Source organism: Arthrobacter sp. SLBN-112 (genome assembly GCF_030944625.1).
GTDB lineage: Bacteria > Actinomycetota > Actinomycetes > Actinomycetales > Micrococcaceae > Arthrobacter.
Genome location: NZ_JAUSXY010000001.1, coordinates 4034512 through 4058032 on the forward strand (window position 1 = coordinate 4034512; position 23521 = coordinate 4058032).

Here is a 23521-nt window from a genome sequence, read left to right on the forward strand (position 1 = left end):
AGTTGCCCCACCAGCGCGGTGGCGGTGCTTCCCGGACGCGGAAACGCCAATCAGAGAGATCCCCCATGAACCTTCACAAGCTCCTCAGCGACCGCGAGCAGCAGGGACGTCCCATACGAGTGGGACTCATCGGCGCCGGCAGGTACGGCACCATGTACCTCGCCCAGGCCAACAACATCCCCGGGATCCATGTGGTGGCCATCGCCGACATCAACGTCAAGCGCGCCGAAGGAGCCTTCGAACTTGTCGGCTGGCCCAAGAACCAGATCGCGCCGGATATCGCCACCGCCCTTCGCGACCGCAGCACAGCGATCATTGCGAACGCGGACGAGCTGTTCGATGTCGACATCGACGTCATCGTCGAGGCGACCGGCAACCCGATCGTGGGGGTCAAGCACGCGCTGCGGGCCATCGACACGAAGAAACACATCATCATGGTCACCGTTGAAGCCGACGCCCTGGCCGGGCCGGCACTGGCCCGCCGCGCGGAAGCCGCCGGCGTGGTGTACTCCATGGCCTACGGGGACCAGCCGGCTCTGATCATGGAACTGGTGGACTGGGCACGGACCAGCGGCTTCGACGTTGTCTGCGCCGGCAAGGGCGCCAAGTACCTCGAGCACTACCACGAGATGAATCCGGACAATGTCTGGGAAAACTGGGAATTCTCGAAGGAACTCACCGACTCCGGCCAGCTGAACCCGTACATGCACACCTCGTTCCGGGACGGCACCAAGGCATCGATCGAGATGGCCGCGGTCGCCAACGGTGCCGGGCTGGTCCCGTCAGATAACGGGCTGAGCTTCACCCCGGGCGACGTCGAGCAGATCGCCACGGTCTGCCGGCCAAGCGATGTGGGCGGGGCCCTCGCCCACGAAGGCAGCGTCGACGTCATGTCCAGCGTCAACCGGGACGGCAGCTGGATCAGCCACAACACGCAGGAAGGCGTCTTCGTGGTGGTGAAGGCGACCAACGGATACGTTTCCGGCTGCTTCACCGAATACCCCTGGCACCCGGACCCCACCGGCCAGTACGCGGCACTGTACCGCCCCTACCACTACGTCGGCCTGGAGCTTAACGTCTCCATCGCCAACGCAGCCCTCCGCGGCATAGCCACCGGCTCGCCCGTGGGTTTCTTCGGCGACGTGGTGGCCACGGCCAAGAAGGACCTCAAAGCCGGCGAGTTCCTCGACGGCGAAGGCGGCTACACCGTCTGGGGCAAGCTCGTTTCCGCCAGGCACTCCGTGGAAACCGGAGCGCTGCCGGTGGCGCTGGCCCACCACGTGGAACTGCGCAATGACATCGCCAAGGGCGCAATCGTGGGCTGGGACGACGTCATCATGGACGACTCCCTGGCCCAGGCCCTGGAACTGCGCCGGGAAACCGAAGCGCTCGTCACTGAATCCGCCCTCACCGCCTGACCTGCCCGCTTTGAACTGACTCCTTCCAACGAAGAAAGGCTTCACATGAACTCGAAATTCCGCGCCCTCACCGGAGCGCTGGCCTGCACCCTCGCCGCGTCACTCCTGGCGGGCTGCGCGTCGGGCGCTGCCGGCGGCACCGGTGGCGCAGCCCCGGCCAAGATCCAGCTCTCCATCCCTGATCCGATTGACTCGTCCGTCGGCGTTTCGGCCCAGCACTTTGCCGATCAGGTCAAGAAGACCTCCAACGGGTCCGTCCAGGTCACCGTGGTTCCCAACGGGACGAGCTTCAGCGGCGACCAGAACGCGGCAGTGACCCGCCTGCAGGGTGGTTCCCTGGACGCCCTGATCCTGTCAACGTCGGTGTACGCCTCCGTGGTGCCGGAGATGAACGGCATCAGCATCCCCTACCTGTTCAAGGACACCACCCAGGAGGCAGCTTTCCTCAACGGCAAGCCAGGCCAGGTCCTGAAAGACAAACTGGCCCAGAAGGACACCGTCGCGCTCAGTTTCATGACCAGGACGGGCCGGGTGATCACCAACTCGGTGCGCCCCATCCAGCAGCCGTCTGACCTGAAGGGCATGAAGATCCGCGTCCCCGGCAACCCGCTGTGGACGGACTACTTCGGATCGCTGGGCGCGAGCCCCACCACCATGGCTTTCTCCGAGGTCTTCACCGGCCTCCAGACCGGGACGATCAACGGGCAGGAAAACCCGATCGAGGTTCCGTGGACCAACAAGTTCTCCGAGGTGCAGAAATACGTGTCCCTGACCAACCACATCAATGACGCGTGGGTCCTGGCCCTGTCATCGAAGAAGTGGGGCACGCTCTCGGAAGACCAGAAGAACGCCCTCACCGACGCCTCGACCGAGACGGCCACGTTCAAGACCGGCTACGACGAGGAGCAGTCCAAGAAGCAACTGGACGATCTGAAGGCCAAGGGAATGCAGGCCAACGAGCTCAGCGCCTCCGCGGTAGAGGAATTCAAGACCGCGGCGAAGGGCCTCTACCCGAAGTTTTCCGAGCTGATCGGCAAGGACTTCTTCGACCAGGCGATCGCCTTCACCTCCTCCAACTAACCGCAGGCAGGGGCCGGGGCGCACCGCCGCCCCGGCCCCTGCACATCACATCCGCTCTCAACGTCGACAGTCTGGAAGAACATGAAACACACCATCCCTCCCGAGGAACTTGAAGAAGTCCTCCCCTCTGACGCGGAGGAGATCCTGCACCACGGTCACGTCCCGCCGCGCTGGAGCGGGGCCGTGTGGTTCGACAAGGTCCTCGAAGGCGCCGTTGGCGCGGCGATCATCGCCGAGCTCCTGGTCATCCTGCTGAACATCATGGTCCGGCTGGTCACCGGCGATTCAGTGCTCTGGACCCAGGAAGTGTCGGAAATCGCGCTCCTGACCATCGCCTTCATCGGCGGCGCGATCGCCTACCCCAAGGGTGCGCACATGTCCGTCCAGGCCCTCATCATGCGGCTGCCGCCCACCTGGAAGCCCTACCTTGCGGCCCTCGTAGACTGCCTGGTCCTCGTCATGAGCGCGGGATCCTTTGCCCTGTACGTCCCCACCCTGGTGCAGCAGATCGAAGAGAAAACCCCGATCCTCCAGCTGCCCGTGTTCTGGGTGTCCCTTCCCTTCTCGGCCGGGATGATCCTGATCGCCTGGTTCGCCCTGGTCAAGCTGAAGCGGCAGGAGCGGCGCCCCGTGTTCGTGGCGGCCGGCATCACCGCGATACTGATTGCCCTGGTGGTCCTCAGCCAGCCGCTCTTCTTCTACGCGTCCCCCAACCTCCTCCTCGGCGTCGTCCTTGCGGTGCTGTTCATCCTGCTGTTCCTGGGCCTTCCCATCGCCTTCGTCCTGGCCCTGGCCTCCGGGATCTACCTCTACCTCGGCGGCATCTCCGACGTCAGTGCCATCCCCATCGGCATGGCCTCCGGCGCCAAGGGCTTCGTCCTGCTCGCCATCCCGTTCTTCATCCTCGCCGGGACGGTGATGAACTCCGCCGGGTTGACGCTTCCCCTGGCCAAGCTCGTTGACGCACTCATCGGGCACCTGCGCGGCGGCCTGCTCCAGGTGGTCGTCGTGACGATGTACATCTTCTCCGGCATCTCCGGCTCCAAGGTGGCAGACGTTGCCGCCGTCGGCACCACCATGCGGAACATGCTTGAAGAACGCAAGTACCCCCGCGGTGAGGTGGTCGCGGTCCTGTCGGCCTCCGCCATCATGGGCGAGACCATCCCGCCGAGCATTGTCCTGCTGGTCCTTGGATCCATCACCACCATCTCCACCACCACCCTGTTCCTGGCAGGATTCCTGCCGGCAGCCTTCCTGGCCCTGGTGGTGATGGCGCTCGTGTTCGTCCGCGCCCGCAAACAGGGCGGCGTCGCCAGTCCCAAGGCAACGTGGCGGACCCGCGGATCAGCCACCTTCTTCGCGATTCCCACGCTGCTGCTTCCCGTGGGCATGGTGGCCGGGATCCTCAGCGGCTTCGCGACCCCCACCGAGGTGTCCTCCGTCGCCGTCGCGTACGCCTTCATCCTCGCCGCCGCCTACCGCCGCGGCAGCAAGCGGCTGCTGGGCGACACGCTCCGGGAAACCACCACGACGGCGGGCATGGTGCTGTTCATCATCGCCGCCGCCTCTCCCCTGGCGCAGACCCTCGCCCTCGCCGGCGTCTCCCAGCAGATCCACGACCTGATGTCGAGCCTGGGTGACTCCCCGATCCTCTTCATGCTCTTCACCGTGGTGCTGCTGATCATCATGGGCCAGCTGCTCGAAGGCCTCCCTGCCGTCCTGATCTTCGCGCCCCTGCTGCTTCCGATCGCCACCAGCTTCGGCGTCAACCCGGTGCAGTACGCCATGGTGCTGATCATCTCGATGGGCATCGGTTCCTTCGCCCCGCCGGCCGGCGTCGGCTTCTATGTAGCCTGCGCAACCGGGCACGAAACCGTCGAGAAGAGCCTCAAGCACTTCTGGCCCTACCTCATCGCCGTGTTCATCGGGCTCCTCGTGCTCGCGGCCGTGCCCTGGTTCAGCACGTTCCTGCCCGCCATTGCCGGCCTCATCCCCTTCTAGAGAACATGACCACCTTGACAGTTCAACAGCAGCAGCCCGCCATCCACCGGTCCGTGGCCCTCCTGGGCACCGGACCGATGGGGGCGCCCATCGCACGGAACATCCTGGCCGCCGGCGTCCCGCTGGCCCTGTGGAACCGGACACCGGACAAGGCCCGGGCCATCGCAGGCGGCAGCGTCGCTGCCTCCCCTGCCGGCACCGCCCGGGACATCGTCCTGACGGTCCTGCCGGACCTGCCCCAGGTCGAGGCCCTGCTGAAGGGCGACGATGGGCTGCTGGCCGGGTGGCAGCGCGCCGGCACCGAACAACCCATCCTCGTGATCCATGGGACGGTCTCGCCCGTGGCCGTTGCGGCGTTCGGTGAGGAGTGCCTGCGGAACTGGGGGGTGACGGTGGTTGATGCGCCTCTTAGCGGCGGAACCATCGGTGCCGAGGAGGGCCGGCTCAGCATCATGGCCGGCGGTCCGCGGGACGCCTTCGAACGCTGCGCACCGCTGTTCGGGCTGTACGGCGCCAAAGTGGCGTGGTTCGGGGAAACCGGAGCCGGATCAACCGTCAAAGCCTGCAACCAGATCGTGGTTGCCGCCACGGTGACGGCGCTGGCCGAGGCCATGGCCCTCGCTGACGCGTCGGGCCTGGACCTGGCGGACGTGCAGTCCGTCCTTGCCGGCGGCCTGGCCAACTCGGAGGTCCTCGCCCAGAAGGGACAGCGCTTCATCGACCAGGATTTCGACGGCGGCGGGTCGGCGAAGAACCAGCTGAAAGACCTCAACTTCATCGCCGAGGCTGCCGCGAATTCCGGCCTGAAACTTCCCTTGGCCGGCTGTTTGCACAGCGTCTTCGAAGAGATGATCGCGGCAGGCGACGGCGACCTTGACCACACCGGGATCTACCGGACCATCCGCAATTAGCTTTCCGCCGCCGGGACCGGGCTCAGGGTGCGGAACGCGTTCGCGAGTCCGTGGGAGGCCTGCATTGTGCGCCGGCCTCCCGCCGTCGGACTGCTTTATGGCTCAATTGCGCTTCTGGATGCAGGCGGGCCGGAACGCAGAGCCTGCAGGACGAACCCGCGTCCATGGCGCCACGACTTGGTGCACCGCGGCTGACGCCAAGCTATCGCACCTTATTTTCCCACTCCCCCGGCGAGGCCCCGGACGAAGTAGCGCTGGCAGAAGAAGAAGAGAATCACCATGGGGAGGGCTGCCATGACCATGCCGGCAAACACCAGCGGATACTGGGTGCCGTTCTTTGACATCAGGTCTGCCAGTCCCACGGGAAGGGTTTGCAGTCCGGTTCCGCTGGTGAAGACCATGGCAAACAGGTACTCGTTCCAGTTGGTTAACACGTTCAGCACCACGGTGGTGATGATGATCGGCCGGCTCATCGGCAGGATGATGCGCCAGAAGGTGACCGTCTTGGACGCGCCGTCTATCGCAGCCGCCTCGTCCACCTCCCGGGGCAGGTCCAGCATGTAAGCGCGCATCAGGAACACCGTGAAGGGTATCCGGAAGGCCGTATAGAGGGCCAAGAGGCCAAGGAAGGTGTTGTACAGCCCCAGGCTCTGGAACATCTTGACCAGGGGAACCAGTGCCACGGTGGGGGCCAGCATCAGTCCGGCAAGAATGAGCACCGTGAACCCTCGATTCAATGGAATGCGCACTCGGGTCAGTCCGAAGGCGGCCCACGCGCTGATTGCCTCGGTGAGGACGGTAGCCAGAACTGTGAGGGAAACGCTGGTGAGCACGAAACTGCCCACGCCCTGCTGCCAGGCGGCGGCGAAGTTCCCCCAGCCCCAGGAGGCGGGCAAGGCAAACGGGTTGCCAAAAAGTTCGGCGTTTGTCTTGAAGCCGTTCGAGATCATCCAGGCCAGCGGGTACAGCACCGCAATCACCAGGGCAGCCAGGATGGTCCAGACCAGCGCGGCGCGCAGCCAGCGCCCTGCGTTCGATAACGTCACCATTCCACTCTCCTTTTCCGTGAAACCCACAACTGGAGCGCGGCCAGGGCGAGGGTGATCAGGAAGACCGCCACACCGATGGCAGACGCGTAGCCAAAATTGTTGGTGACGAATCCTGCGTGGTACAGCCAGGTTCCCAGTACCTGGGACGAATTATTGGGGCCGCCGCTCGTCATCACCATGACCTCGTTGAACACCTGGAATGCGCCGGAAACCGTCACGATCATCATCAGTCCTGTCATCTCTCGAACAAGCGGCATCGAGATGCTGAAGAACTGCCGGACCGGTCCGATCCCGTCAATGGCAGCCGCTTCGTAGAGCTCCACAGGGATGCGCTGCAGGGCGACCGAAAACAGCAGGACGCTGTAGCCGAAGCCCTGCCACTGGCTCATGGCCGCTACCGCGAATATCGACGTATTCTCGTGGCCAAGCCATGCCTGGGCGTATTGCCCGAGCCCAAGGTTGGCCAGAAAGGCGTTCAGCAGCCCGCTCTGTGGCTGGTAGATGAAGTAGAACAGCAGCCCGGCCACCGTAAGGGAGATCGCCGACGGGATGAAGTAGATCGAACGGAACGCCCGGCGCATCCGCTCGCTCCTGACGCTCTCGACGATTGCTGCTAGGAGAAGTGCGCCGAACACCTGGCAGACGATGGAGATGGCCGCGTACCAGGTGTTGTTGGCCAGCGCCTTTAGGAATACCGGGTCGCTGGCCAGTTCCACATAGTTGTCTGCACCCACAAAGGACTGGGATCCGCTGTAGATATTCCACTTGAGGAAGCTGAAGGCCACGTTCTGCAGCAGGGGCCAATAGACGAAGACGGCGAGCACCGCCAGCGCGGGAATCAGCCAGATGATGTTGCGCCAGCTCGGGGCGGCAGTCCTGTCCGGTCTGACCAGGGCGGCCCGGGCGCTCCCGGCGACAGCGGGCCGGACGGATGCCGGGGCGGATGTCATTTAGCCTTCTCGGAGGCAGCCTGGACAGCCTTTAGCGCCGCGTTAGGGCGGAGATCCCCGGAGACAAGACCCTCGCTCGCCGAGACCCACGCGTCGCCAACGGACGGAACAGAAGCCATGTCCAGCCACACGAGGGTGGAAGGCGCCTTGTTCACGGCCTCGGTCCCGGCGGCGACGGCGGCGCTCGAGGTAGACGCGGTGACCGCACCGATGACGGCGCTTGGCTGGCCGTACGGGGGCGCGGACAGCACCGAAGCGTTCTTGGCTGAGGTGGCGAATTTCATGAAGTCCAGGGCGAGGGCTGCGTTCTTGCTCTTGCCATTGATCATGTATCCCTCGGGCGCTGCTTCAAGGGTCCGGGGATCACCGGCGGCGTTTGCCGCGGCCGGCAGCTGGAAAATTCCCATCCCGTCCTTGTTGAGCTGACTGCCATCCTTGTTGACGGCATCAAACTCGATGAGTTCCTGGTAGTACATGGCGGCCTGGCCGCTCTGCTGCTGCTGTTGTGCGGTGGTGTAGGTGACGCCATTGGAATTGGTGCCGTCGCCGGTGCACTTGGTCACCAGTTCGGTGAACTGGCTCATTGCGGTGACGTAGCCGGGATCGGTCCACGTGGCGGTTTTGGGGTTGAGATCGGCATCGAGGGTGGCGCGCGGAACGTTGTATGCGAAGAGCTGCTGCAGATAGTGCAACCCGGGCCAGCCGTCCTTGTTGCCAAACGCGATTGGCGTATAACCGGCCGCCTTGATGGTCGAGCAGTCGTTGATGAGGCCTTCAAAGCTGGTCGGCGCCTCGAGGCCTAGCTTCTGGAAGATGGCTTTGTTGTAGCCCATGAATTTGGCGTCGTTATACAGCGGGACCCCGTAGTATTTTCCGTCGTATTTGAAGGCCGACAGTGAGCCGGGGCCAAAGGTTTGTCCCCAACTTGTCCCAGGTCCGATCTGCGCGCTCAGATCGGCGGCCAGTCCATTCTCCGCGAAGTTTTGGCCCCAGTTGCCTGCATAGCTGAAGTAGATATCCGGCAGTGACTGGGAAGCAATAAGCACCTTCTCCTTGTCCTTGACCGCGTTGTCGTCTGTTTCCTGGGAGAGGTTTATGGTCACACCGGGGTGTTCCGCCTTGTACGCCGCAATGACGTCCTGGAAATACGAGTCCATCGGCTTTCCGGCAAACGCCGTAAGAATGCTGATCGATCCGGAAAAGTCCGGCTGGGCGGCCGGGTCGGCGCTGGCTGCCGGGCCGTTTGATGATCCACAGCCGGCAAGCCCTAAGGCGGCAACCGCCACCACTGCCGAAACCGAAACTGTCTTCCACTTTCGCATGTTCATCTCCCGTCATGGGCGGGTCGCGGATGCCCGCCGGAACTTCAGTTCCTGACCCTCCGTTGGATCGCTCGGACCTTATGGTCCTGCTGAGTTCACCCGACTATACCGATGGATGGTACCGGTATCAATAGTCTCAAAGACGAATCTTCCTGCATCGAGGAAACAGAAGGGTCAGGGCACGGAGCGGCAACGTCCGAGTCTGCGGGCGCGAGGGCGCGGAGGCCCCTTCCGGATCGGCCGCGTCAGCGGCGGCGGGGTGCGGCCACGCTGGCGCGCGGCATGAATGTCGCCTCCAGCACGTGGGTGGTGGAGGGCGCAGCAGTGTCCTTGATCCGTTCCAGGAGGCAATCGGCTGTCAGCCTCCCCAACTGTTCAAGGGGTTGGGACACCATGGACAGCGGCGGCGACATGATGGTGGCCCAGCTGCTGTCATCGAAGCCGATCAGCGAGACGTCCTCGGGGTAGCTCAGGCCCATCTGCCTCAGGGCGCGGATGGCGCCCACCATGGCATCGGACTCGGTGGCGAAGATGGCCGTCGGCGGGTCGGCCAGGGACAGCATCCCAATGACCGCACGCGTGGCCTGGTGTTCATTTTTCAAAACGTGGGTGACCAATGAGGTGTCGAAGTCGATGCCTGCCTTTTCGAGGGCGTCCAGGTAGCCCCGGAGGCGTTCTCCGTCGCTGGAAAGGGAGCGGGCAATGACCTCATCCATCTCGGCCAGGCTGGTGGCTGGCTCCACTGTCACCGGCCCCCAGACGAAACCGATGCGGCGGTGCCCGGCGCCGATCAGGTCGGACACTGCCTCGCGCGCGGCTTCCCTGTTGTTGATCACCACCGTGTCGATATCCACGCCGTCGAACAGCCGGTCGACGAGCACGATCGGAATTCCGCGGGCGCGCACCAGTTCCAGGTGGGGCGGCGGGGCGTTCCTGCTCGCGGCCGAGGCGAGGACCAGGCCGTCCACCTGCTTGTCAACCAGGACGCCTACGGCGTCTGCCTCTTTGGCCAGGTCCTCCTCGGTGCTGAGCACCAGGACATCGTAGCCCTGCTTATGCACGGTGTCCGTGAAGGCTTTGAGGACGCCGGCAAAGTACGGGTTGCCTACGTCTGCGAGCACCAGCCCCAGGGTCTTCGTCTCCCCCGTGGTCATGCTGCGCGCCACCGCGTTCGGACGGTAGCCCAGTTCTTTCGCGGCCCGCATGACGCGGTCGCGCGTGGAAGCACTGACCGAACCGTACCCGCCGAGCGTGCGCGCCACTGTCGCACGCCCGACGCCGGCCGCCTGGGCCACCTGGGAAATGGTTGGCGGCACGGAGTTCCGGTGATGTTCGGTCATAGTTCGCCCATCTTCTCAGATCCCGGCAGGGCCGGTGCACGTTTCAGGCGGCGGGTTGCGGCACTACCTCACGCCCATAGCCGAAGGCACCTTCCACGCTGCACTGTCCGGCCGCGAAGCGCGCTGCCTGCTTCATGGCACGGTGAACTGCCGGCCCGGGCGGCAGCATGCTCCGCTTCCATCCGACGGCCAACATTTCAACGGCGAAGGCTGCCAGGTAGGCGTCCCCGCAGCCCATGGTGTCCACGATAGGAGCACTGGCCGGTGCCGCGTTGGAATGATAGAAGCTGGCGCCGTCAAACAACACGGCACCGTTCGCACCCATGGTTCCCAGCACCAGCGCCGCACCTTGCGAGGAGAACCGGCGCAGTTCAGACCAGACCCGCTGTTGTTCCCAGTCGGCGCAGGACACGAGAGCCAAGTCAACCAGGGGGCATACACGTGCCAGGTACTCATCGGTCCGGTGCGCCGGCTCGCTGGAGAAGTCGTACGTCACCAGGACTTTCGTTGCACGCAGAGCGTGCAACTCCGGTTCGATGGAGGAATAGACACTGGAGTGGACCAGGTCAAAGCCGGCCACGTAGTCCGGGTCAACCAGCCGGATCGGGTCGGTGGCGGTGACACCGCCGCCGTTCCAGCGCAGGAAATGCCGTTCCCCCCGAACGGTTTGGATCTCCGTGAGCCCGTTGGGCCCGCGGCGTACTTCGCACCGGCTGGTGTCCACCCCGGCCGCCTCAATGCAGGAGCGCACGAACGCGCCGCCGTCGTCGTCTCCGAACACTCCGAGGTAAGCCGCCTCTGCCCCAAGCTGCCCTGCGTAGACGGCAACGTTCACGCAGTTGCCGCCCGGGTACTCAACCCCTCGGTCCACGAAACGGTCCACTATGTTGTCGCCGAAGCCGAGAACCCTCATATTCCACTCCTCTCGTTGATGGGGACGCGGCGGCCCGGGCCGGATTCGCCGCAAGCCGGATCCGGCCCGTCCGCTTAGTACTTCACCACCCGGTAATAGCGGCGCAGGTCCAGCGAGTGGTCACGCGCCTTCGCCAGGTGCCTGCTGAAGCGGTCCACGACGGCGTCGGCCACGATCGGTGAGAGAAGCCCCCGGAATTCTTCGCTAATGCCGTCAAGGGCGTAGTCGCGGGTGTCCACCACGGTGACGTTGTCGCTGTACTGCTCCGCGAATGCACGCACGCGGTCCATCAGCGGGCGTGTCTCGTCTTCGCCCATGAACAGGATCAGGCTTGTGTCTTTTTCGATGAGTTCGAGCGAGCCGTGGAAGAACTCCGCCGCGTGCACCCTGGTGGTCCGCAGCCACTGCATTTCCTCCAGCACGCACATTGAATAGAGATAGGTAAAGCCCCAAAGATTTCCCGAGCCCACCAGGAAGTGGTAGTCCGTCTTTGCCTGCGCTTCCGCGAATGCCTGTCCTGCGCCGTCGGCACTCTTGGTGACATTAACGAGCGCTTCCGGCAAGGCCTTCAGCTCGGTAGCGAGCTTCTCGTAGCCTTCGAATTCACCGCGCGCGGACAGGAAGGCAGCCGAGAACAGCAGGAGCTGGACGTCGAACGGCCAGGCCTTGGGCTCCGAGATCAGCGAAATGTCGACGGCGGCCGCGAAGGGGCTCTCCGGGTAACCCGTGAAACCGACAGTGAGCGCCCCCTTCTTGCGGGCGAACTCGATCGACTCCAGGATGTCCTCGGTGGTGCCTGACACCGAGGTGAATATCGCCACCGACTTCACTCCGAAGTTGGGATCGGCGGAGAGGATGAATTCTTTGCCGATCACAGCGCGCGCCGGGAAGGTTGACCGGGTCTGGAAGAACCGTTCGTAGGGAAGCACGGCCGCGTAGGTTCCGCCGGCGCCGATGAAGTAGATGTTCTCGTAGCCTTCGGCCTGGACCTTCTCCACCAGCTCTTCGATCTGGGGACGCAGCGCCACAGTGCTGCTCGTCTGGGAAAAGAACTCGTCTTCGTTGAAATCAAGCATTCTCTAACCTCTCCGTCAGTGAGACCGTTTGATACCGGTATCAAGTGTCTCAAGCTTGGCATGGAATTGGCCTCCGAGGCAAGGGCTTCCGAACCAGTCGAGTTAATCCCTGCGCCATCGCCGCCGGTAATCGACCTGCGCGTTTCGCGCAGCACGTCGCGGCGCGAGGAGATTTACCACCTTGCCGTGACCTCCGGCCTGGCGTCTGTGGAGGAGCTGTACACCCCGTTCGAGGTGACGGCCTCCACCATCCGCCGCGACCTGGCGCTGCACGGTGGGCGGCGTCTGTGATCCGGCCCGGGGAGAACATCCTGATCGACGCCGGTTCCACCATGGGTGCCCTGGCACACGAACTGCGCGGGTTCGACCGGTTGACGGTGACGACGCCGGGCCTCAACACCCTGCAGGAGCTCGCCGATTCCGAGGGCATCGAGGTGGACTGCCTTGGCGGCCGGCTGCGCAGCCTTTCACACCCCTGGTGACGGACGACGGCGCCGACCCCGAGCAGGTGCAGAAGTTCCCGGACGCCGGGGTACAGGTTGAGGTGGCTGCGGTCAGAAGTTAAGTCGTGGGTCCGGGAGCAAATGCTACGATTGCTACGGAGGTTTGCCATGACAACAATTCCCCACCGCGAGCTACGCAACCAGAGCAGCAAAATCCTGGAGCGGGTAAAAAACGGCGAAACCATCGATGTCACGAATAACGGCGAAGTTGCCGCCACCCTGATCCCGCCTGCAGCCTCACCCTTCGAGCGCCTGCTCCTTTCCGGCAGCGTCCGGCAAGCCTCGGAAAGCCCCGTCGACTTCCGGTTGCTCCAACGCGTGGCGTCGGATGTGGGCACGGCCCAGATGATCGCCGACCTCCGCGGCGACCGGTGATTCTGTACGTCGACACGTCGGCGGCCCTGAAACTGGTGGTTGAGGAACCCGAGTCCGGTCCCACCGCGGAGTTTCTTTCAACGGCGGCGCAGCGGGGTGACCGGCTTGTCGCCTCGATGCTCCTTCACACTGAGCTGCACTGCGCCGCGAACCGCCGCGGCCTGCCGCCGGAACTGGTCAACGCGGTGTTGAACGGAATCAACCTGGTGGACCTGACGCGTTCAGACCTCCTGTACGCGGCGGCCCTGCCAGGAAGATTGCGCAGCGCGGACGCGATCCACCTCGCGGCTGCGATCAGGCTTGAAGCAGACAGGTTGATCGCCTTCGATAAGGAGCTCGTGAGGGCAGCAACCCAAGCAGGACTCAATACCTCCTCCCCTGGCAATTAACCAGCTGCCCGGGGATTCCTACTCGGCGATGTCCTCCGCCCACAGCTCCGGATGGTCAGCCTGGAAGGAACGCATCATGTCCACGCAGCGCTGATCGTCCAGCACCACCACCTCAACCCCGCGTGACCGCAGGAGCTCCGGCTCGCCGTCGAACGTGCGCGCTTCCCCGACCACCACGCGCGGGATCTTGAACTGGATGATGGTTCCGGCGCACATGGCGCACGGGGCCAGGGTGGTGTACAGCGTGGTGTCCCGGTAACTCTTCTGCCGGCCGGCGGCGCGGAGCGCGGACATCTCCCCGTGCGCGATCGGATCGGCGTTCTGGACCCGTTCGTTGTGCCCGCTGGCAACCACCACACCGTCGCGGGCGAGCGCCGCCCCGACGGGGATGCCGCCCTCAGCCAGGCTCTTTTGGGCGGCCTGATACGCGGCTTCGAACGCGGGGAGGTCGGTGCGGTCCAGTTCCGGCGCGGCGGATTCGTGCTGCTCGTGGGTCATGGCGCCATTGTTGCACGCAGCTAGGCCAAAGACCCCGGCGCACCGGATGCCTCAAGGACCTGCTGCAGCCCGGTGACCGGGATGTCCGGGAACTCGGCCCGCGGCGGACCAAACTCGAAAGCCGCTGCCCCCGATTCCTCCCAGACAGCGGCCCCAGCCACCCTGGCGAGGAACGGCGAGAACGGCCTGGCAGCCACGGAGAGGACACGAACGGCCGCCGCCGGAACCCGCTGGACGGACCCATGCCCGGCCCGGGCCAACAGAGCCTCCGCCACCTCATTTGCCGTGAGCGTTTCCGAGCCCCATTCGATGACGCGGTTCCGCAGCGCCGGGTCGCGGAGGGCACGGACCACGACGGCGGCCGCGTCCCGGACCGAGGTATAGGTCACCGGGGCAGACCCCGAGCCGAACACGGGCACCTTGCCCTTCGACTCAAGCGGCGCCCTCATGATCTCAAGCCGCTGTTCCAGGAGCGCGCCGATCCGGACAATCGTCCAGTCCATGCCGGAGGAGCGGACGGCGTCCTCGGCCGCCGCCTTGCAGCGCAGAAAATCGATGGGTCCGTCGGACGCGGCGCCGGGCATGGACATCATCACCACGTGCCGCACTCCGGCCGCCGCCGCCGCGCGGACCAGGCGGATGGCGCCGTCGCGGTCAACCGCGCGCGGGCTGGAGTCCTTGATCCCGAACCCCGAGGCGGCGAACACCACCTCGGTGCAGCCCGCCACGGCTGCGCGGCAGTCGGCGTCGAGGTCCCCACGGAGGAGTTCGACGCCGTCGCCCATCTTTTGCGGGAACGGCTGGGACTTGCCCCGGGCCAGGACGCGGACCTGTTGCCCGGCGGCAAGGAGCAGCGGAACCACGGCGCGGCCCAGGCGGCCCGTGCCGCCGACCACCAGGATCATGACCTGTCACCTCCAGCCGTCCCGTGGAGCGCCTCGCTGATGGCCACGTTCACGTCGCCGGAGTCCTGGTCCACGGGTTCAAGGTAGAACTGGGCCGCGGCGATTTCGTCGTCGCGAAGGGTGAAGATGGCAACCCCGGCGGCGCGCTGTACGGATCCGTCCGGCCGGGTGCCGCGGTTGCTCCATTCCAGCCAGATTTTGCCGTCCGGGCCGGTGGCGGCGTCGTGGACGGTGAGGGCGAGGTCCGGCAGGCCGGCAAAGAGCGCCGTCCAGTTCTTCCGGACCTGGGCCGATCCCGTAAAACTGCGGGCCGGGTGGACGGGGGTGGTGTTCCGGTAGTCTTCCGCGAACTGGGACACCATGGCCTCGAGGTCATGGTGGTTAGCCGCGGCCAGCATGCGCCGGACCGGGCCTTCGGGGACGCGGTCGAGTCCTGAAGCGTCCATGATCTACTCCTTGGATTCCGTCGCGGGAGGCGGAGAGGTTGGTACGCTGAATTTGATACAGTCAGATGTATCTAACTGATACAAGGAGCTTAAGCCCCATGGGACCCGCGGTCAACGGTGCATCACCCCGCTCGCGGAGCTACGACGCCCGGCGCCGGCAGGAGGCGGCGGAGCAGTCGAGGAAACGCGTTCTCGCGGAGTCGCGCGGGCTCTTCCTGGCCAAGGGATACGGCCGGACCACCATCGCCGCCATTGCGCACGCTGCCGGCGTCTCCAAGGAGTCGGTGTACAAGGGGTTCGGTGGAAAGCCGGGGCTGGTCCGGGCCATTTACGAACAAAGCCTCCTGGGCGCCGGCGGCCCTCCGGCGGAAGAGCGCTCCGACCGCGCGCAGGCCACGGTCGCTGACCCCCGGGAACTCATGGAGCAGTTCGGGCGGTTCGTCGCCGAGATCAGCCCGTTGGGATCGCCGGTGTATCTGCTCATCAGGGACGCCGCGGCGAGCGGGGACCAGGACATGGCTGCACTCCTGCGCGACGTGGACGACGAGCGGTACCAGCGGATGCTGCACAACGCGCGGCAGGTGCTTGGGCGGGGATTCCTGCGGCCGGACCTGAGGGTGGAGGAGGTTGCCGACGTCATGTTCATGGGCACCTCGGCCGAATTCTACGAAACCCTGGTCCTTAAACGCGGCTGGACGGCTGAGCGGTTCGGCCGCCTCATTGCCCGCACCTTGGCGGCCAACCTGCTGCCGGACAGCGGTGGTTGAGCCTGTCGAAACCAGGCCTGCCGAAACCGGCACGAGTGGGTACGCTACTTCTACAACGAGAGAAACCCCTCAACGAAATGGACGGTCACCATGCACGCCGTGCTCGAATACACCTACGCGGACAACTACCTCCAAGCCCGCGAACAGTACCGCGCAGACCACCTCAAGGCAGGGTGGGAAGCAGTGGAACGCGGCGAGCTTCTGCTCGGCGGAGCAATTGGCGAAGGCCCCTTCACAGGTTTGCTCATCTTCACCGGCGAGAACCCGCTCGAGTCCGCCAAGGCTTTTGCGGAAGCAGACCCTTACGTCATTAACGGCGTCGTGACGTCGTGGACCGCCCGCCCATGGACCACGGTGCTCGGAAAAGACGCGGCCACCCCGGTTCACCCCTAAACGTCATCTCCCAACAGCACTGAACTGGGGCTACTCGGCAATGTCCTCCGCCCACAGCTCGGGCTTGTCGGCTTGGAACGTGCGCATCATGTCCACGCAGCGCTGATCGTCCAGGACCACCACCTCAACCCCGCGTGACCGCAGGAGCTCCAGCTCGCCGTCGAACGTGCGCCTCCCCCACCACCACGCGGGGGATCTTGAACTGGATGATGGTCCCGGCGCACATCGCGCACGGGCTAAGCGGCCTACCGCGGGGATCCGCACCAGCAAAGGAAGGACGGACGACGGCGGCACCGTCCAGTGTTGGAGCGGTTCCGGTTTTAGGAACTGACTTCCTGATGCGCGGCGATGGACTCGGCGATCCGCTTGATTGCTGCGAGTGTTTTCGGAATGCCGTCGAGGGCCTGCCGGGTGCGCTCGGCGATGTGCGCGTCTGCCTCGGCGCCGTATTTCTCCCTGAACATGGCTATCCCCTCCGGCAGGAATTCCCACGATTCGCTCAGGACGGTTGCGGCGTCTGCGGGGGTGAGGGTGAAGCCCCAGCGGACATATTTGCCGCCCACCACCCAGGCGAACTCGCGTCCGCGGTCGGCAGCCACCACCTGGGAGCGGGTCTCCCAGGTCCGGTGCGGGAGCTCGTTCCGGCCGGTGAACCACGCACCCACGTGGCCGGCGCTGTCCTCGTCGTCCCACCAGCACGACGTGCAGACCGGGCTCCACTCACCCGTGCGGGTGATGTCGGAGACCAGGTCGTAGAGCGACTCGGCTGACGCCTTGACCGTGACGGAATCCTGGTGTTGGCGGATGCTGCTTTGATTCATGGGTCCATCCTTACAGACGGTCATTTCTCCTGCCGCCGAATGCGCCAGCTCCAGCCGGCAGAGGAGCTGGCCCGGAAGTTCGGTAAAAACTGAGCCAAACCTGGGGAACCGGCAGCCGCCCGGCTTATACGATTTCCTGGACATCCGGGACGTGGGGCTTCCGGTGAAGTGAAATTGGGGGAATCTATGCAGGAACTGGGCCGGATCTATTGGACGCGGCAGGGGCTTCGCCTGGCGTACTCAGCGGTGATGATTTGGCTGGCCATCGCGGTGATGTCAGCACTGATGTCGAAGGCGACGCCGGCTGCCGGAGCGAGTCCGGCTTCGGCCGCCGGGGTATTGCGCGGCCTTCTCGATGGCGTGGTTTCCGCGGTCACTCTTCCCGGCGTAGCCGTAGTGGTCCTCGGCATTGCCGGCGCCATCATGACCAGCCGGGATGTCCGGCGCCGGGATCCGGTGCGGCGCTTCACCCGCCAGCAGCGCCGCGAAGGGATGGCCCGCGCCGGCGGACTGTGCGAGTTGGAAGCCGGCTTCGGGCGCCGCTGTGGCCGCCCTGCCGAGCATGGCGACCACTTCTACCCGTGGTCCAAGGGCGGTTCCACCAGTCTGCAGAACTTCGTTGCGGCCTGCGCCAAGTGCAACCGCGCCAAGCGTGCCAGGATCCCTTCGCCGGCCCAGCAGCAACGGATGGAACGACGACGGCGTGACTACCTGCCGCCCTCGGCCTCACTCAGCGTGGGCGAACGGCAGCCCCTGCCTTAACTTGCCGGGCTGCCTCCCCGTCCTCCGCCCCCGCCTTCGAGAGCGTGAAGATCCCGTAGTGCATCGCACGGGTGCGGTAGGCCAGGATGAGGCGGGGAATGCTGAGGACGGCACCGCGGTTGCGTGCGCCAAGGGCCACGCGGCGGGTCTCGCGATCGACGAGCAGGGCCTTCACGAGCCGACCGGCGCAGATCATCCACGTACGGGAAACGCGGCGGCTGACATCCTCGTAACCGGTGACTGTGAAGCCGGCCGCCACGACCATCGCCTCATACTCCTCGCGCGTGCCCATCGAGGGAAGGCGCCCTTCGCGGCAGATCGGCTCGAGCAGGTGGCGGACCTTCCACCCACTGGCATGGGTCTCGGCAAGCCACGCGCAGATGACGAACCGGCCGCCGGGCGACAGCACGCGGTGCGCCTCGGCGAAGAACCTGGGCTTGTCCACCATGTGCTCGCTCGACTCAATCGCCCAGGCGGCATCGGCCGAGGCGTCGGCCAGCCCGTTGTCGAGCCAGTCGCGGACATGGACGTCCACGCCCGGCACGGGATGTTCGGCGGCGTAGCGGGCCTGCTCGGCCGAAAGCGTAAAGCCGGTGACGCGAACCCCGCGCGTCACCGCGAGCCGCCTCGCAGTGGCGCCATAACCGCAGCCGATGTCGACGCACATCTGGCCGGGCACCAGCCCCAGCCGGTCGCCAACCGTGTCCACCAACGCCTCGACGGCCTCGCCGGGTGTTTCGCGGCCCGTCGTCCATAGCCCGTGGTGGACGTGCTCGCCCCACACCCGGCGGTAGATGGGATCGAGCTCGTCGTAGTGATCCGCCACCGCCGCGGCGTTCTGGGAGATATCGGGGACGATCACGCCCTGACCCTACAACGGCGCACCACGCCGCCGGAAGGGTCAACAACCTGGTGCCCCGACCGCTCTGCAGGCGTTCACCCGGCCGTGGGCCCAGTCAGTCCCGATGGCGCCGACGGAGTCGGTGGTGGATTCGACCTTGGTACGGGTGTCCGAGTTGGTGCCGCCGGGGTTGGCGCTGCGGGCGAGCGCGGCGACTGCGGCAACAATTGGTGAGGCCATCGAGGTTCCGCTGCCGATGTCGTATCCCTGGGAACGGTTGTACTCCCTGGCGAGGGTGAACCTGTGGTTGGGGAAGGTGGAGTAGACGCTGACTCCCGGCGCTGCCACGTCCACCCATGTGCCGTAGGTGGAGAACGACGCCTTCTTGTCGTTGTTGTCGGTTGCCCCTACGGCAATGACATTGGGGTACGCGGCCGGATAGTTCATGCTGGAGTTGCCCCCGTTGCCGGCCGCGGCAACCAGCACCACGCCCGCGTTCCAGGCGTTGTTCACTGCGGTTTCCAGCGTGGTGGACGCCCCGACCGCCAGGCTCATGTTGATGACCTGCGCGCCATTCTTGACGGCCCAGTTGATGCCGTTCGCCAGGCCTGAGCTGGACCCCGCTCCGGTGTCGCTGAGGATTTTTCCAGCCAGGATGGTGCATCCCGGGCACACTCCGGCGACGCCGATTCCATTGTTGGCGGTCGCGGCGACGATCCCGGCGACGTGGGTTCCGTGGCCGTAGTTATCGTCGTTGCTTCTGGACGTTGTGAAGTTGGTCCGTGCGACAACCTTCGGGTTGATGTCGGGGTTGTCCATGGCGACGCCGGAATCGAGGACAGCCACTCTGATCCCGGTGCCCGTGGTGACGGTCCAAGCCTCGACGGCATCCACGTCGGCGTCAGATGTACCCGCGGCCACGGTCACCGTCCCGTCAGTGTTCGTGAACGATTGGCCGGTGTTCTGCAGGGCGTACTGGCGGGGAAAGTAGGTGTCGTCAGAGGCCGGCGTGACCACATAGTCCGGTTCGGCATATTCCACCACCGGATTCCGGCCCAAGGCGGCGACGAGCTGCAGCTCCTTCCCGGCCGGCACCGTGATCAGGTGCGCGCCGGTGCTGCCAACATCCGGACCATCGCTAAGTCCGAACGAGCGGAGGACGCCCGCCGCCCCGGCGTTGTCGTGGAACTTGACCAGGATCTGCCCTGCCGTGATGGCCGGGGTGGGTGCGGCGTTGCCCGGGACGACGGCGCCCAGCAGGGTGCCAATAACCAGGAGAAGGGCGGCGAAGCTCGCCAGCACAAGCTTTTTCATGGGGTTATCTTCCGCGCACACACCGCGAATGGATAGGGGGAAAGGCCCCTTGAAATCCTCCCGGCACCCCGGGGTGCCAGCAGGCAGGGAACGACGACGACGGCACTCGTCTGGAGCAGGAACTGATCAACTGGCGCTGGGCGCTCAAACAGCTGGGGGCCTGAGTCTTTATCCCAGTTACCGGGCCAGGCCGAGAAACACCGCGAGCGACTGCTCAACAGCCACCATCGTTTCCGAATCAATGCGCCCTATCCTGTGCCCGAGATTGGTTCGACGTACGGTTGTGAGTTTGTCGACCATGATTTGGCTTACGCGATCCAAACCGTTCAGTTGGCCCGGGTCAATGGTCAGCCTCAGCAGTGGAGCATCCGCGAGGTGCGACGTCAGGGGTAGGAGAGTAACAGACTCGGACTCGGCAAAGAGGTCGTCCTGGACGATGAGTGCCGGCCGGGGTTTCTGGGCATAAGTTCCGCCGGATACCGTCCACAACTCGCCGCGGTTCACTCCGGCCAGACTTCTGAAATCTGTTCGACGAAGTCCTGGTCGTCTGTAGTGCGGTCAGTGGCTGCGACGGCACGCGCCTGGCGCTGGGCCTCGCGCTTGAACTCGTCCGTACGCGCATCCGGCACCCACATCTGAATTTGACGAAAGCCTCGCTCGCGCATGGCTATCCGGTGCCGCGCGACACGGTCCCTAACGCTCATGGAAACAACGTTACATGTAACGCGCTTACCTGTCACCGACAGTTGCGGGTGGAAGGACGACGACGGGACTTGCCTCCCGCGGTCGTCCTCCCTTCCAGCCCTGTCGTCCGCCCGCCGGAACCTACGGGTGCACCAGCACCTTCACGGCCGTGTCCTTGTGGTTGATCAGGGTATCGAAGCCCTGCTCTATCAGGTCCTCCAGCGCGATCCGTCCGGTGATGAAGGGCTTGAGGTCCACTTTGCCCTCCTGCACCATCTTGATGACGGCGGGGTGGTCGCGGACGTAGGCGATGGTGCCGCGCAGGTCGATCTCCTTGAGCACCAGCTTCTGCATGTCCACGGTGGCGGGCGCGCCCCAGATAGACACGTTGACCACCACGGCGCCGGGCCGGACGGCGTCGAGCATGGTGTCCAGTACCGCGTTCACGCCGGCGCATTCGAACGCGACGTCGGCCCCGGTCCCGCCGGTGAGCTCCCGCACCCGCGCCGGGACGTCCTCCTTGCTCGGGTCCAGCACATGGTCCGCGACGCCGCTGGACGTGGCCTTCTCCTTGCGCGCCTGGGTGAGCTCGCTGATGATCGTGGTCACCCCCATGCCCTTCAGGACCGCGGCGGTGAGCAGCCCGATCGGCCCGGACCCGCCCACCAGGGCGGTGTCGCCGGCCTTCACGCCGCTGCGCGCCACCGCGTGGTGCGCCACGGACAGCGGCTCGATCAGCGCCGCCTCATCCAGCGGAATGTCCCCGATGGGGTGCACCCACCGCGCGTCCACCACGATCTTCTCGCTCAGCCCTCCCCCGCCGCCGGACAGCCCGATGAAGCCCATCTGCCGGCACAGGTGGTAGCTGCCCGCCTGGCACATGTCGCAGGTCCCGTCCACAAAATAGGGTTCGACGACGACGTTGTCCCCCTTCGCCAGGCCCGTCACCCCTTCGCCGACCTCGGAGACAGTCCCGGAGAATTCGTGCCCCAGGGTCACCGGGGATTCCTCGTGCGAGAGGGGGTGCGGATGGCCGGGCGCCGGGCAGAAGATGGGCCCTTCCAGGTACTCGTGCAGGTCGGTGCCGCAGATGCCGCACCACGCGACGTCGATCTTCACCGCCCCTGCCCGGAGCTCGGGCTCGGGGATGTCCTCGATGCGGATGTCCTTGCGGGCGTGGAATCGTGCTGCCTTCATGATGGGTTCTTCCTTAGCGCGTGTGGTGGCTGGGCTGCAGTTGGTACACCGGCGTCTCCAGCCCCTCCATCCGGGCCTTGAGCTGCAGGGCCAGGTAGGAGGAGTAGTGCCGGCTCTGGTGCAGGTTGCCGCCGTGGATCCAGAGGTTGGGGACGTTGGTTGGTTTCCACATATTGCGCAGCTCTCCCTCCCAGGGGCCAGGGTCTTTTGGCGTGTCTGAGCCGTATCCCCAGCATTTGCCTACGCGGTCGGCGATTTCGGGCGAGACCAGGTCCGCCAGCCAGCCGTTCATGGAACCGTAGCCGGTGGCATAGACGATGAGGTCCGCCTCCAGCTCGGTCCCGTCCGCCATCACCACGGCGCTGCCGGTGATCTTGGAGACCTGCCCGTTCTTCAGCTTCACCCGGCCGTCGATGATCAGCTGGGAGGCGCCGACGTCGATGTAGTAGCCGGAGCCGCGCCGCAGGTACTTCAGGAACAGGCCGGACCCGTCCACGCCGAAGTCCAGGTCAAACCCGGCGGCCTCCAGCTGGGAGTAGAAGTCCGCGTCGCGACGGGCCATCTCCTGGTACACGGGCACCTGCGCCTCGGGCAGGATACGCATGGGCAGGGACGCGAACAGCAGGTCGGCCTTCTCAGTGGTCACCCCGGCAGCCAAAGCCCGCTCCGAGTACAGGTCACCCAGCGCCAGGTCCATCAGGGATTCGCTCCGGGCAATGTGCATGGAAGATCGCTGGACCATGGTGACGTCGGCCCCGTGCTCCCACAGGTCGGCACAGATATCGTGCGCGGAGTTGTTGGAGCCGATCACCACGGCCTTCTTCCCGGTCCAGTCCCCGCCGCCGGGGTGCTGGGACGAGTGCCGCTGCTCGCCCAGGAAGGACTGCGCGCCGTCGAAGGCGGGGATGTTCGGGTAGCCGGAGACGCCCAGGGCGACGACCAGCTGCTTGGGCCGGAGGGTCACAGGCGACCCGTTGCGGAGGACGCTGACCGCCCATTCCTGCGTGCCGTCGTCATACTCCGCGCCCACGCACTCGGTGCCGGACCAGTAGTTCAGCTCCATGATCCGGGTGTAGTGCTCCAGCGAGTCGCCGATCTTGTCCTTGCCGGCGAAGACGGGCCAGTCGTCGGGGAACTTCAGGTAGGGCAGGTGGTCGTACCAGACGGGGTCGTGCAGGTGCAGGGACTTGTAACGGTTGCGCCAGGAGTCGCCCGGGTTCTGGTTCTTCTCGATCACGAGGGTGGGCACGCCCAGCCGCCGCAGCCGCGCCGCGAGGCCGATGCCGCCCTGCCCGCCGCCGATGATCACGCAGTAGGGCTGCTCCTCGTAGCCCAGCCGCGCCTCCTGCTCCTCCTTCTGTTCCAGCCAGGAGCGCCGGCCTTTGATGGACTCGTCCGGCACGCTCTTTTCACGGCGGGTTCCCTTCTTCTCCTCCCTTTTTCTCCTCGAAGCCCTTCAGTTCCTGCACGGTGGTGAGCAGCGTCCAGCATTTGCCGTTCCGCAGCCGGAGGTGGCCGTGGCCGCGGGCGGGCGCTCGTCAAGGGTCAAGGCGGCGGCACGTCTCG

At 65.4% G+C, this 23521-nt stretch carries 26 protein-coding genes and 2 pseudogenes; 11 read left to right on the forward strand and 17 right to left on the reverse strand.

Annotation, left to right across the window (positions count from 1 at the left end; translation table 11 throughout):
- Positions 1 to 65 precede the first annotated feature (65 nt).
- The 4 genes from QF050_RS18710 (at position 66) to QF050_RS18725 (ending at position 5410) form a co-directional block, all read left to right on the forward strand.
- Positions 66 to 1418, forward strand: coding sequence for a Gfo/Idh/MocA family oxidoreductase (locus QF050_RS18710; protein ID WP_308931771.1), 1353 nt, complete (start codon positions 66 to 68; stop codon positions 1416 to 1418).
- 45 nt (positions 1419 to 1463) lie between these two features.
- On the forward strand, positions 1464 to 2498 hold the full coding sequence (locus tag QF050_RS18715; RefSeq protein ID WP_308931772.1) for a DctP family TRAP transporter solute-binding subunit: 1035 nt from the start codon (positions 1464 to 1466) through the stop codon (positions 2496 to 2498).
- A gap of 81 nt (positions 2499 to 2579) precedes the next feature.
- On the forward strand, positions 2580 to 4499 hold the full coding sequence (locus QF050_RS18720; protein ID WP_308931773.1) for a TRAP transporter large permease subunit: 1920 nt from the start codon (positions 2580 to 2582) through the stop codon (positions 4497 to 4499).
- A 5-nt stretch (positions 4500 to 4504) separates the two neighbouring features.
- Positions 4505 to 5410, forward strand: coding sequence for an NAD(P)-dependent oxidoreductase (locus QF050_RS18725; RefSeq protein WP_308931774.1), 906 nt, complete (start codon positions 4505 to 4507; stop codon positions 5408 to 5410).
- A 212-nt stretch (positions 5411 to 5622) separates the two neighbouring features.
- Here the strand turns inward: QF050_RS18725 and QF050_RS18730 are convergent, their stop codons facing one another.
- The 6 genes from QF050_RS18730 to QF050_RS18755 form a co-directional block, all read right to left on the reverse strand.
- On the reverse strand, positions 5623 to 6459 hold the full coding sequence (locus tag QF050_RS18730) for a carbohydrate ABC transporter permease (RefSeq protein WP_308931775.1): 837 nt from the start codon (positions 6457 to 6459) through the stop codon (positions 5623 to 5625).
- Entirely contained in the window at positions 6453 to 7409 is a 957-nt protein-coding gene (locus QF050_RS18735; protein WP_308931776.1) for a sugar ABC transporter permease, read from the reverse strand. Before QF050_RS18735 ends, QF050_RS18730 begins: the two co-directional genes overlap by 7 nt.
- Positions 7406 to 8731: an extracellular solute-binding protein gene (locus QF050_RS18740; RefSeq protein ID WP_308931777.1), complete on the reverse strand. Its 1326-nt coding sequence runs from the start codon at positions 8729 to 8731 to the stop codon at positions 7406 to 7408. The genes QF050_RS18735 and QF050_RS18740 overlap by 4 nt, the downstream gene beginning before the upstream one ends.
- Before the next feature lie 245 nt (positions 8732 to 8976).
- Positions 8977 to 10071 (reverse strand): LacI family DNA-binding transcriptional regulator, encoded by a 1095-nt coding sequence (locus QF050_RS18745; protein WP_308931778.1) that lies wholly within the window; start codon positions 10069 to 10071, stop codon positions 8977 to 8979.
- A 43-nt stretch (positions 10072 to 10114) separates the two neighbouring features.
- Complete coding sequence (locus QF050_RS18750; RefSeq protein WP_308931779.1) at positions 10115 to 10984, reverse strand: PfkB family carbohydrate kinase; 870 nt, start codon at positions 10982 to 10984, stop codon at positions 10115 to 10117.
- A gap of 74 nt (positions 10985 to 11058) precedes the next feature.
- A complete protein-coding gene (locus QF050_RS18755; protein WP_308931780.1) occupies positions 11059 to 12060 on the reverse strand; it encodes an SIS domain-containing protein in 1002 nt (333 codons plus the stop codon).
- A gap of 60 nt (positions 12061 to 12120) precedes the next feature.
- Between QF050_RS18755 and QF050_RS20395 the strand changes: the two genes are divergently transcribed.
- The 4 genes from QF050_RS20395 (at position 12121) to QF050_RS18770 (ending at position 13327) form a co-directional block, all read left to right on the forward strand.
- On the forward strand, positions 12121 to 12351 hold the full coding sequence (locus QF050_RS20395) for a DeoR family transcriptional regulator (RefSeq protein WP_374121549.1): 231 nt from the start codon (positions 12121 to 12123) through the stop codon (positions 12349 to 12351).
- Entirely contained in the window at positions 12348 to 12542 is a 195-nt protein-coding gene (locus tag QF050_RS20400) for a hypothetical protein (protein WP_374121550.1), read from the forward strand. Before QF050_RS20395 ends, QF050_RS20400 begins: the two co-directional genes overlap by 4 nt.
- 129 nt (positions 12543 to 12671) lie before the next feature.
- A complete protein-coding gene (locus QF050_RS18765; protein WP_308931781.1) occupies positions 12672 to 12938 on the forward strand; it encodes a type II toxin-antitoxin system prevent-host-death family antitoxin in 267 nt (88 codons plus the stop codon).
- A complete protein-coding gene (locus QF050_RS18770) occupies positions 12935 to 13327 on the forward strand; it encodes a type II toxin-antitoxin system VapC family toxin (protein WP_308931782.1) in 393 nt (130 codons plus the stop codon). The genes QF050_RS18765 and QF050_RS18770 overlap by 4 nt, the downstream gene beginning before the upstream one ends.
- A gap of 18 nt (positions 13328 to 13345) precedes the next feature.
- On the opposite strand, the gene QF050_RS18775 is transcribed toward QF050_RS18770, so the two are convergent.
- From QF050_RS18775 to QF050_RS18785, 3 genes are read right to left on the reverse strand one after another with little or no spacing between them, the layout of a single operon-like run.
- The gene (locus QF050_RS18775; protein WP_308931783.1) at positions 13346 to 13825 is read right to left on the reverse strand and encodes a nucleoside deaminase; all 480 of its coding nucleotides are present in this window, start codon (positions 13823 to 13825) and stop codon (positions 13346 to 13348) included.
- A gap of 20 nt (positions 13826 to 13845) precedes the next feature.
- Positions 13846 to 14730, reverse strand: coding sequence for an NAD(P)H-binding protein (locus QF050_RS18780; protein ID WP_308931784.1), 885 nt, complete (start codon positions 14728 to 14730; stop codon positions 13846 to 13848).
- Complete coding sequence (locus tag QF050_RS18785; protein ID WP_308931785.1) at positions 14727 to 15176, reverse strand: nuclear transport factor 2 family protein; 450 nt, start codon at positions 15174 to 15176, stop codon at positions 14727 to 14729. Before QF050_RS18785 ends, QF050_RS18780 begins: the two co-directional genes overlap by 4 nt.
- Positions 15177 to 15274: 98 nt before the next feature.
- On the opposite strand from QF050_RS18785, the gene QF050_RS18790 reads away from it, so the two are divergent.
- The gene (locus QF050_RS18790; RefSeq protein ID WP_308931786.1) at positions 15275 to 15943 is read left to right on the forward strand and encodes a TetR/AcrR family transcriptional regulator; all 669 of its coding nucleotides are present in this window, start codon (positions 15275 to 15277) and stop codon (positions 15941 to 15943) included.
- Positions 15944 to 16033: 90 nt separating this feature from the next.
- Positions 16034 to 16336 carry a YciI-like protein gene (locus QF050_RS18795; protein ID WP_308931787.1) on the forward strand — a complete coding sequence of 101 codons (303 nt, stop codon included), beginning with the start codon at positions 16034 to 16036 and terminating at the stop codon, positions 16334 to 16336.
- 30 nt (positions 16337 to 16366) lie between these two features.
- On the opposite strand, the pseudogene QF050_RS18800 reads toward QF050_RS18795, so the two are convergent.
- Positions 16367 to 16577: pseudogene (locus QF050_RS18800) on the reverse strand (nucleoside deaminase); the annotation flags it as partial.
- A gap of 79 nt (positions 16578 to 16656) precedes the next feature.
- Positions 16657 to 17157, reverse strand: coding sequence for an SRPBCC family protein (locus QF050_RS18805; RefSeq protein ID WP_308931788.1), 501 nt, complete (start codon positions 17155 to 17157; stop codon positions 16657 to 16659).
- Positions 17158 to 17343: 186 nt separating this feature from the next.
- Between QF050_RS18805 and QF050_RS18810 the strand changes: the two genes are divergently transcribed.
- Positions 17344 to 17919, forward strand: coding sequence for an HNH endonuclease (locus tag QF050_RS18810; RefSeq protein WP_308931789.1), 576 nt, complete (start codon positions 17344 to 17346; stop codon positions 17917 to 17919).
- On the opposite strand, the gene QF050_RS18815 is transcribed toward QF050_RS18810, so the two are convergent.
- The 6 genes and pseudogenes from QF050_RS18815 to QF050_RS20405 form a co-directional block, all read right to left on the reverse strand.
- A complete protein-coding gene (locus QF050_RS18815; RefSeq protein WP_308931790.1) occupies positions 17888 to 18781 on the reverse strand; it encodes a class I SAM-dependent methyltransferase in 894 nt (297 codons plus the stop codon). The genes QF050_RS18810 and QF050_RS18815 overlap by 32 nt on opposite strands.
- 39 nt (positions 18782 to 18820) lie before the next feature.
- A complete protein-coding gene (locus QF050_RS18820) occupies positions 18821 to 20074 on the reverse strand; it encodes a S8 family serine peptidase (protein ID WP_308931791.1) in 1254 nt (417 codons plus the stop codon).
- Positions 20075 to 20251: 177 nt separating this feature from the next.
- Entirely contained in the window at positions 20252 to 20578 is a 327-nt protein-coding gene (locus tag QF050_RS18825) for a type II toxin-antitoxin system PemK/MazF family toxin (RefSeq protein WP_308931792.1), read from the reverse strand.
- Positions 20575 to 20778 (reverse strand): antitoxin MazE-like protein, encoded by a 204-nt coding sequence (locus QF050_RS18830; RefSeq protein ID WP_308931793.1) that lies wholly within the window; start codon positions 20776 to 20778, stop codon positions 20575 to 20577. Before QF050_RS18830 ends, QF050_RS18825 begins: the two co-directional genes overlap by 4 nt.
- 121 nt (positions 20779 to 20899) lie before the next feature.
- Complete coding sequence (locus QF050_RS18835; RefSeq protein ID WP_308931794.1) at positions 20900 to 21955, reverse strand: 2,3-butanediol dehydrogenase; 1056 nt, start codon at positions 21953 to 21955, stop codon at positions 20900 to 20902.
- Between the two features lie 673 nt (positions 21956 to 22628).
- Positions 22629 to 23357 (reverse strand): annotated as a pseudogene (locus tag QF050_RS20405) (NAD(P)-binding domain-containing protein); the annotation flags it as partial.
- Positions 23358 to 23521 lie beyond the last annotated feature (164 nt).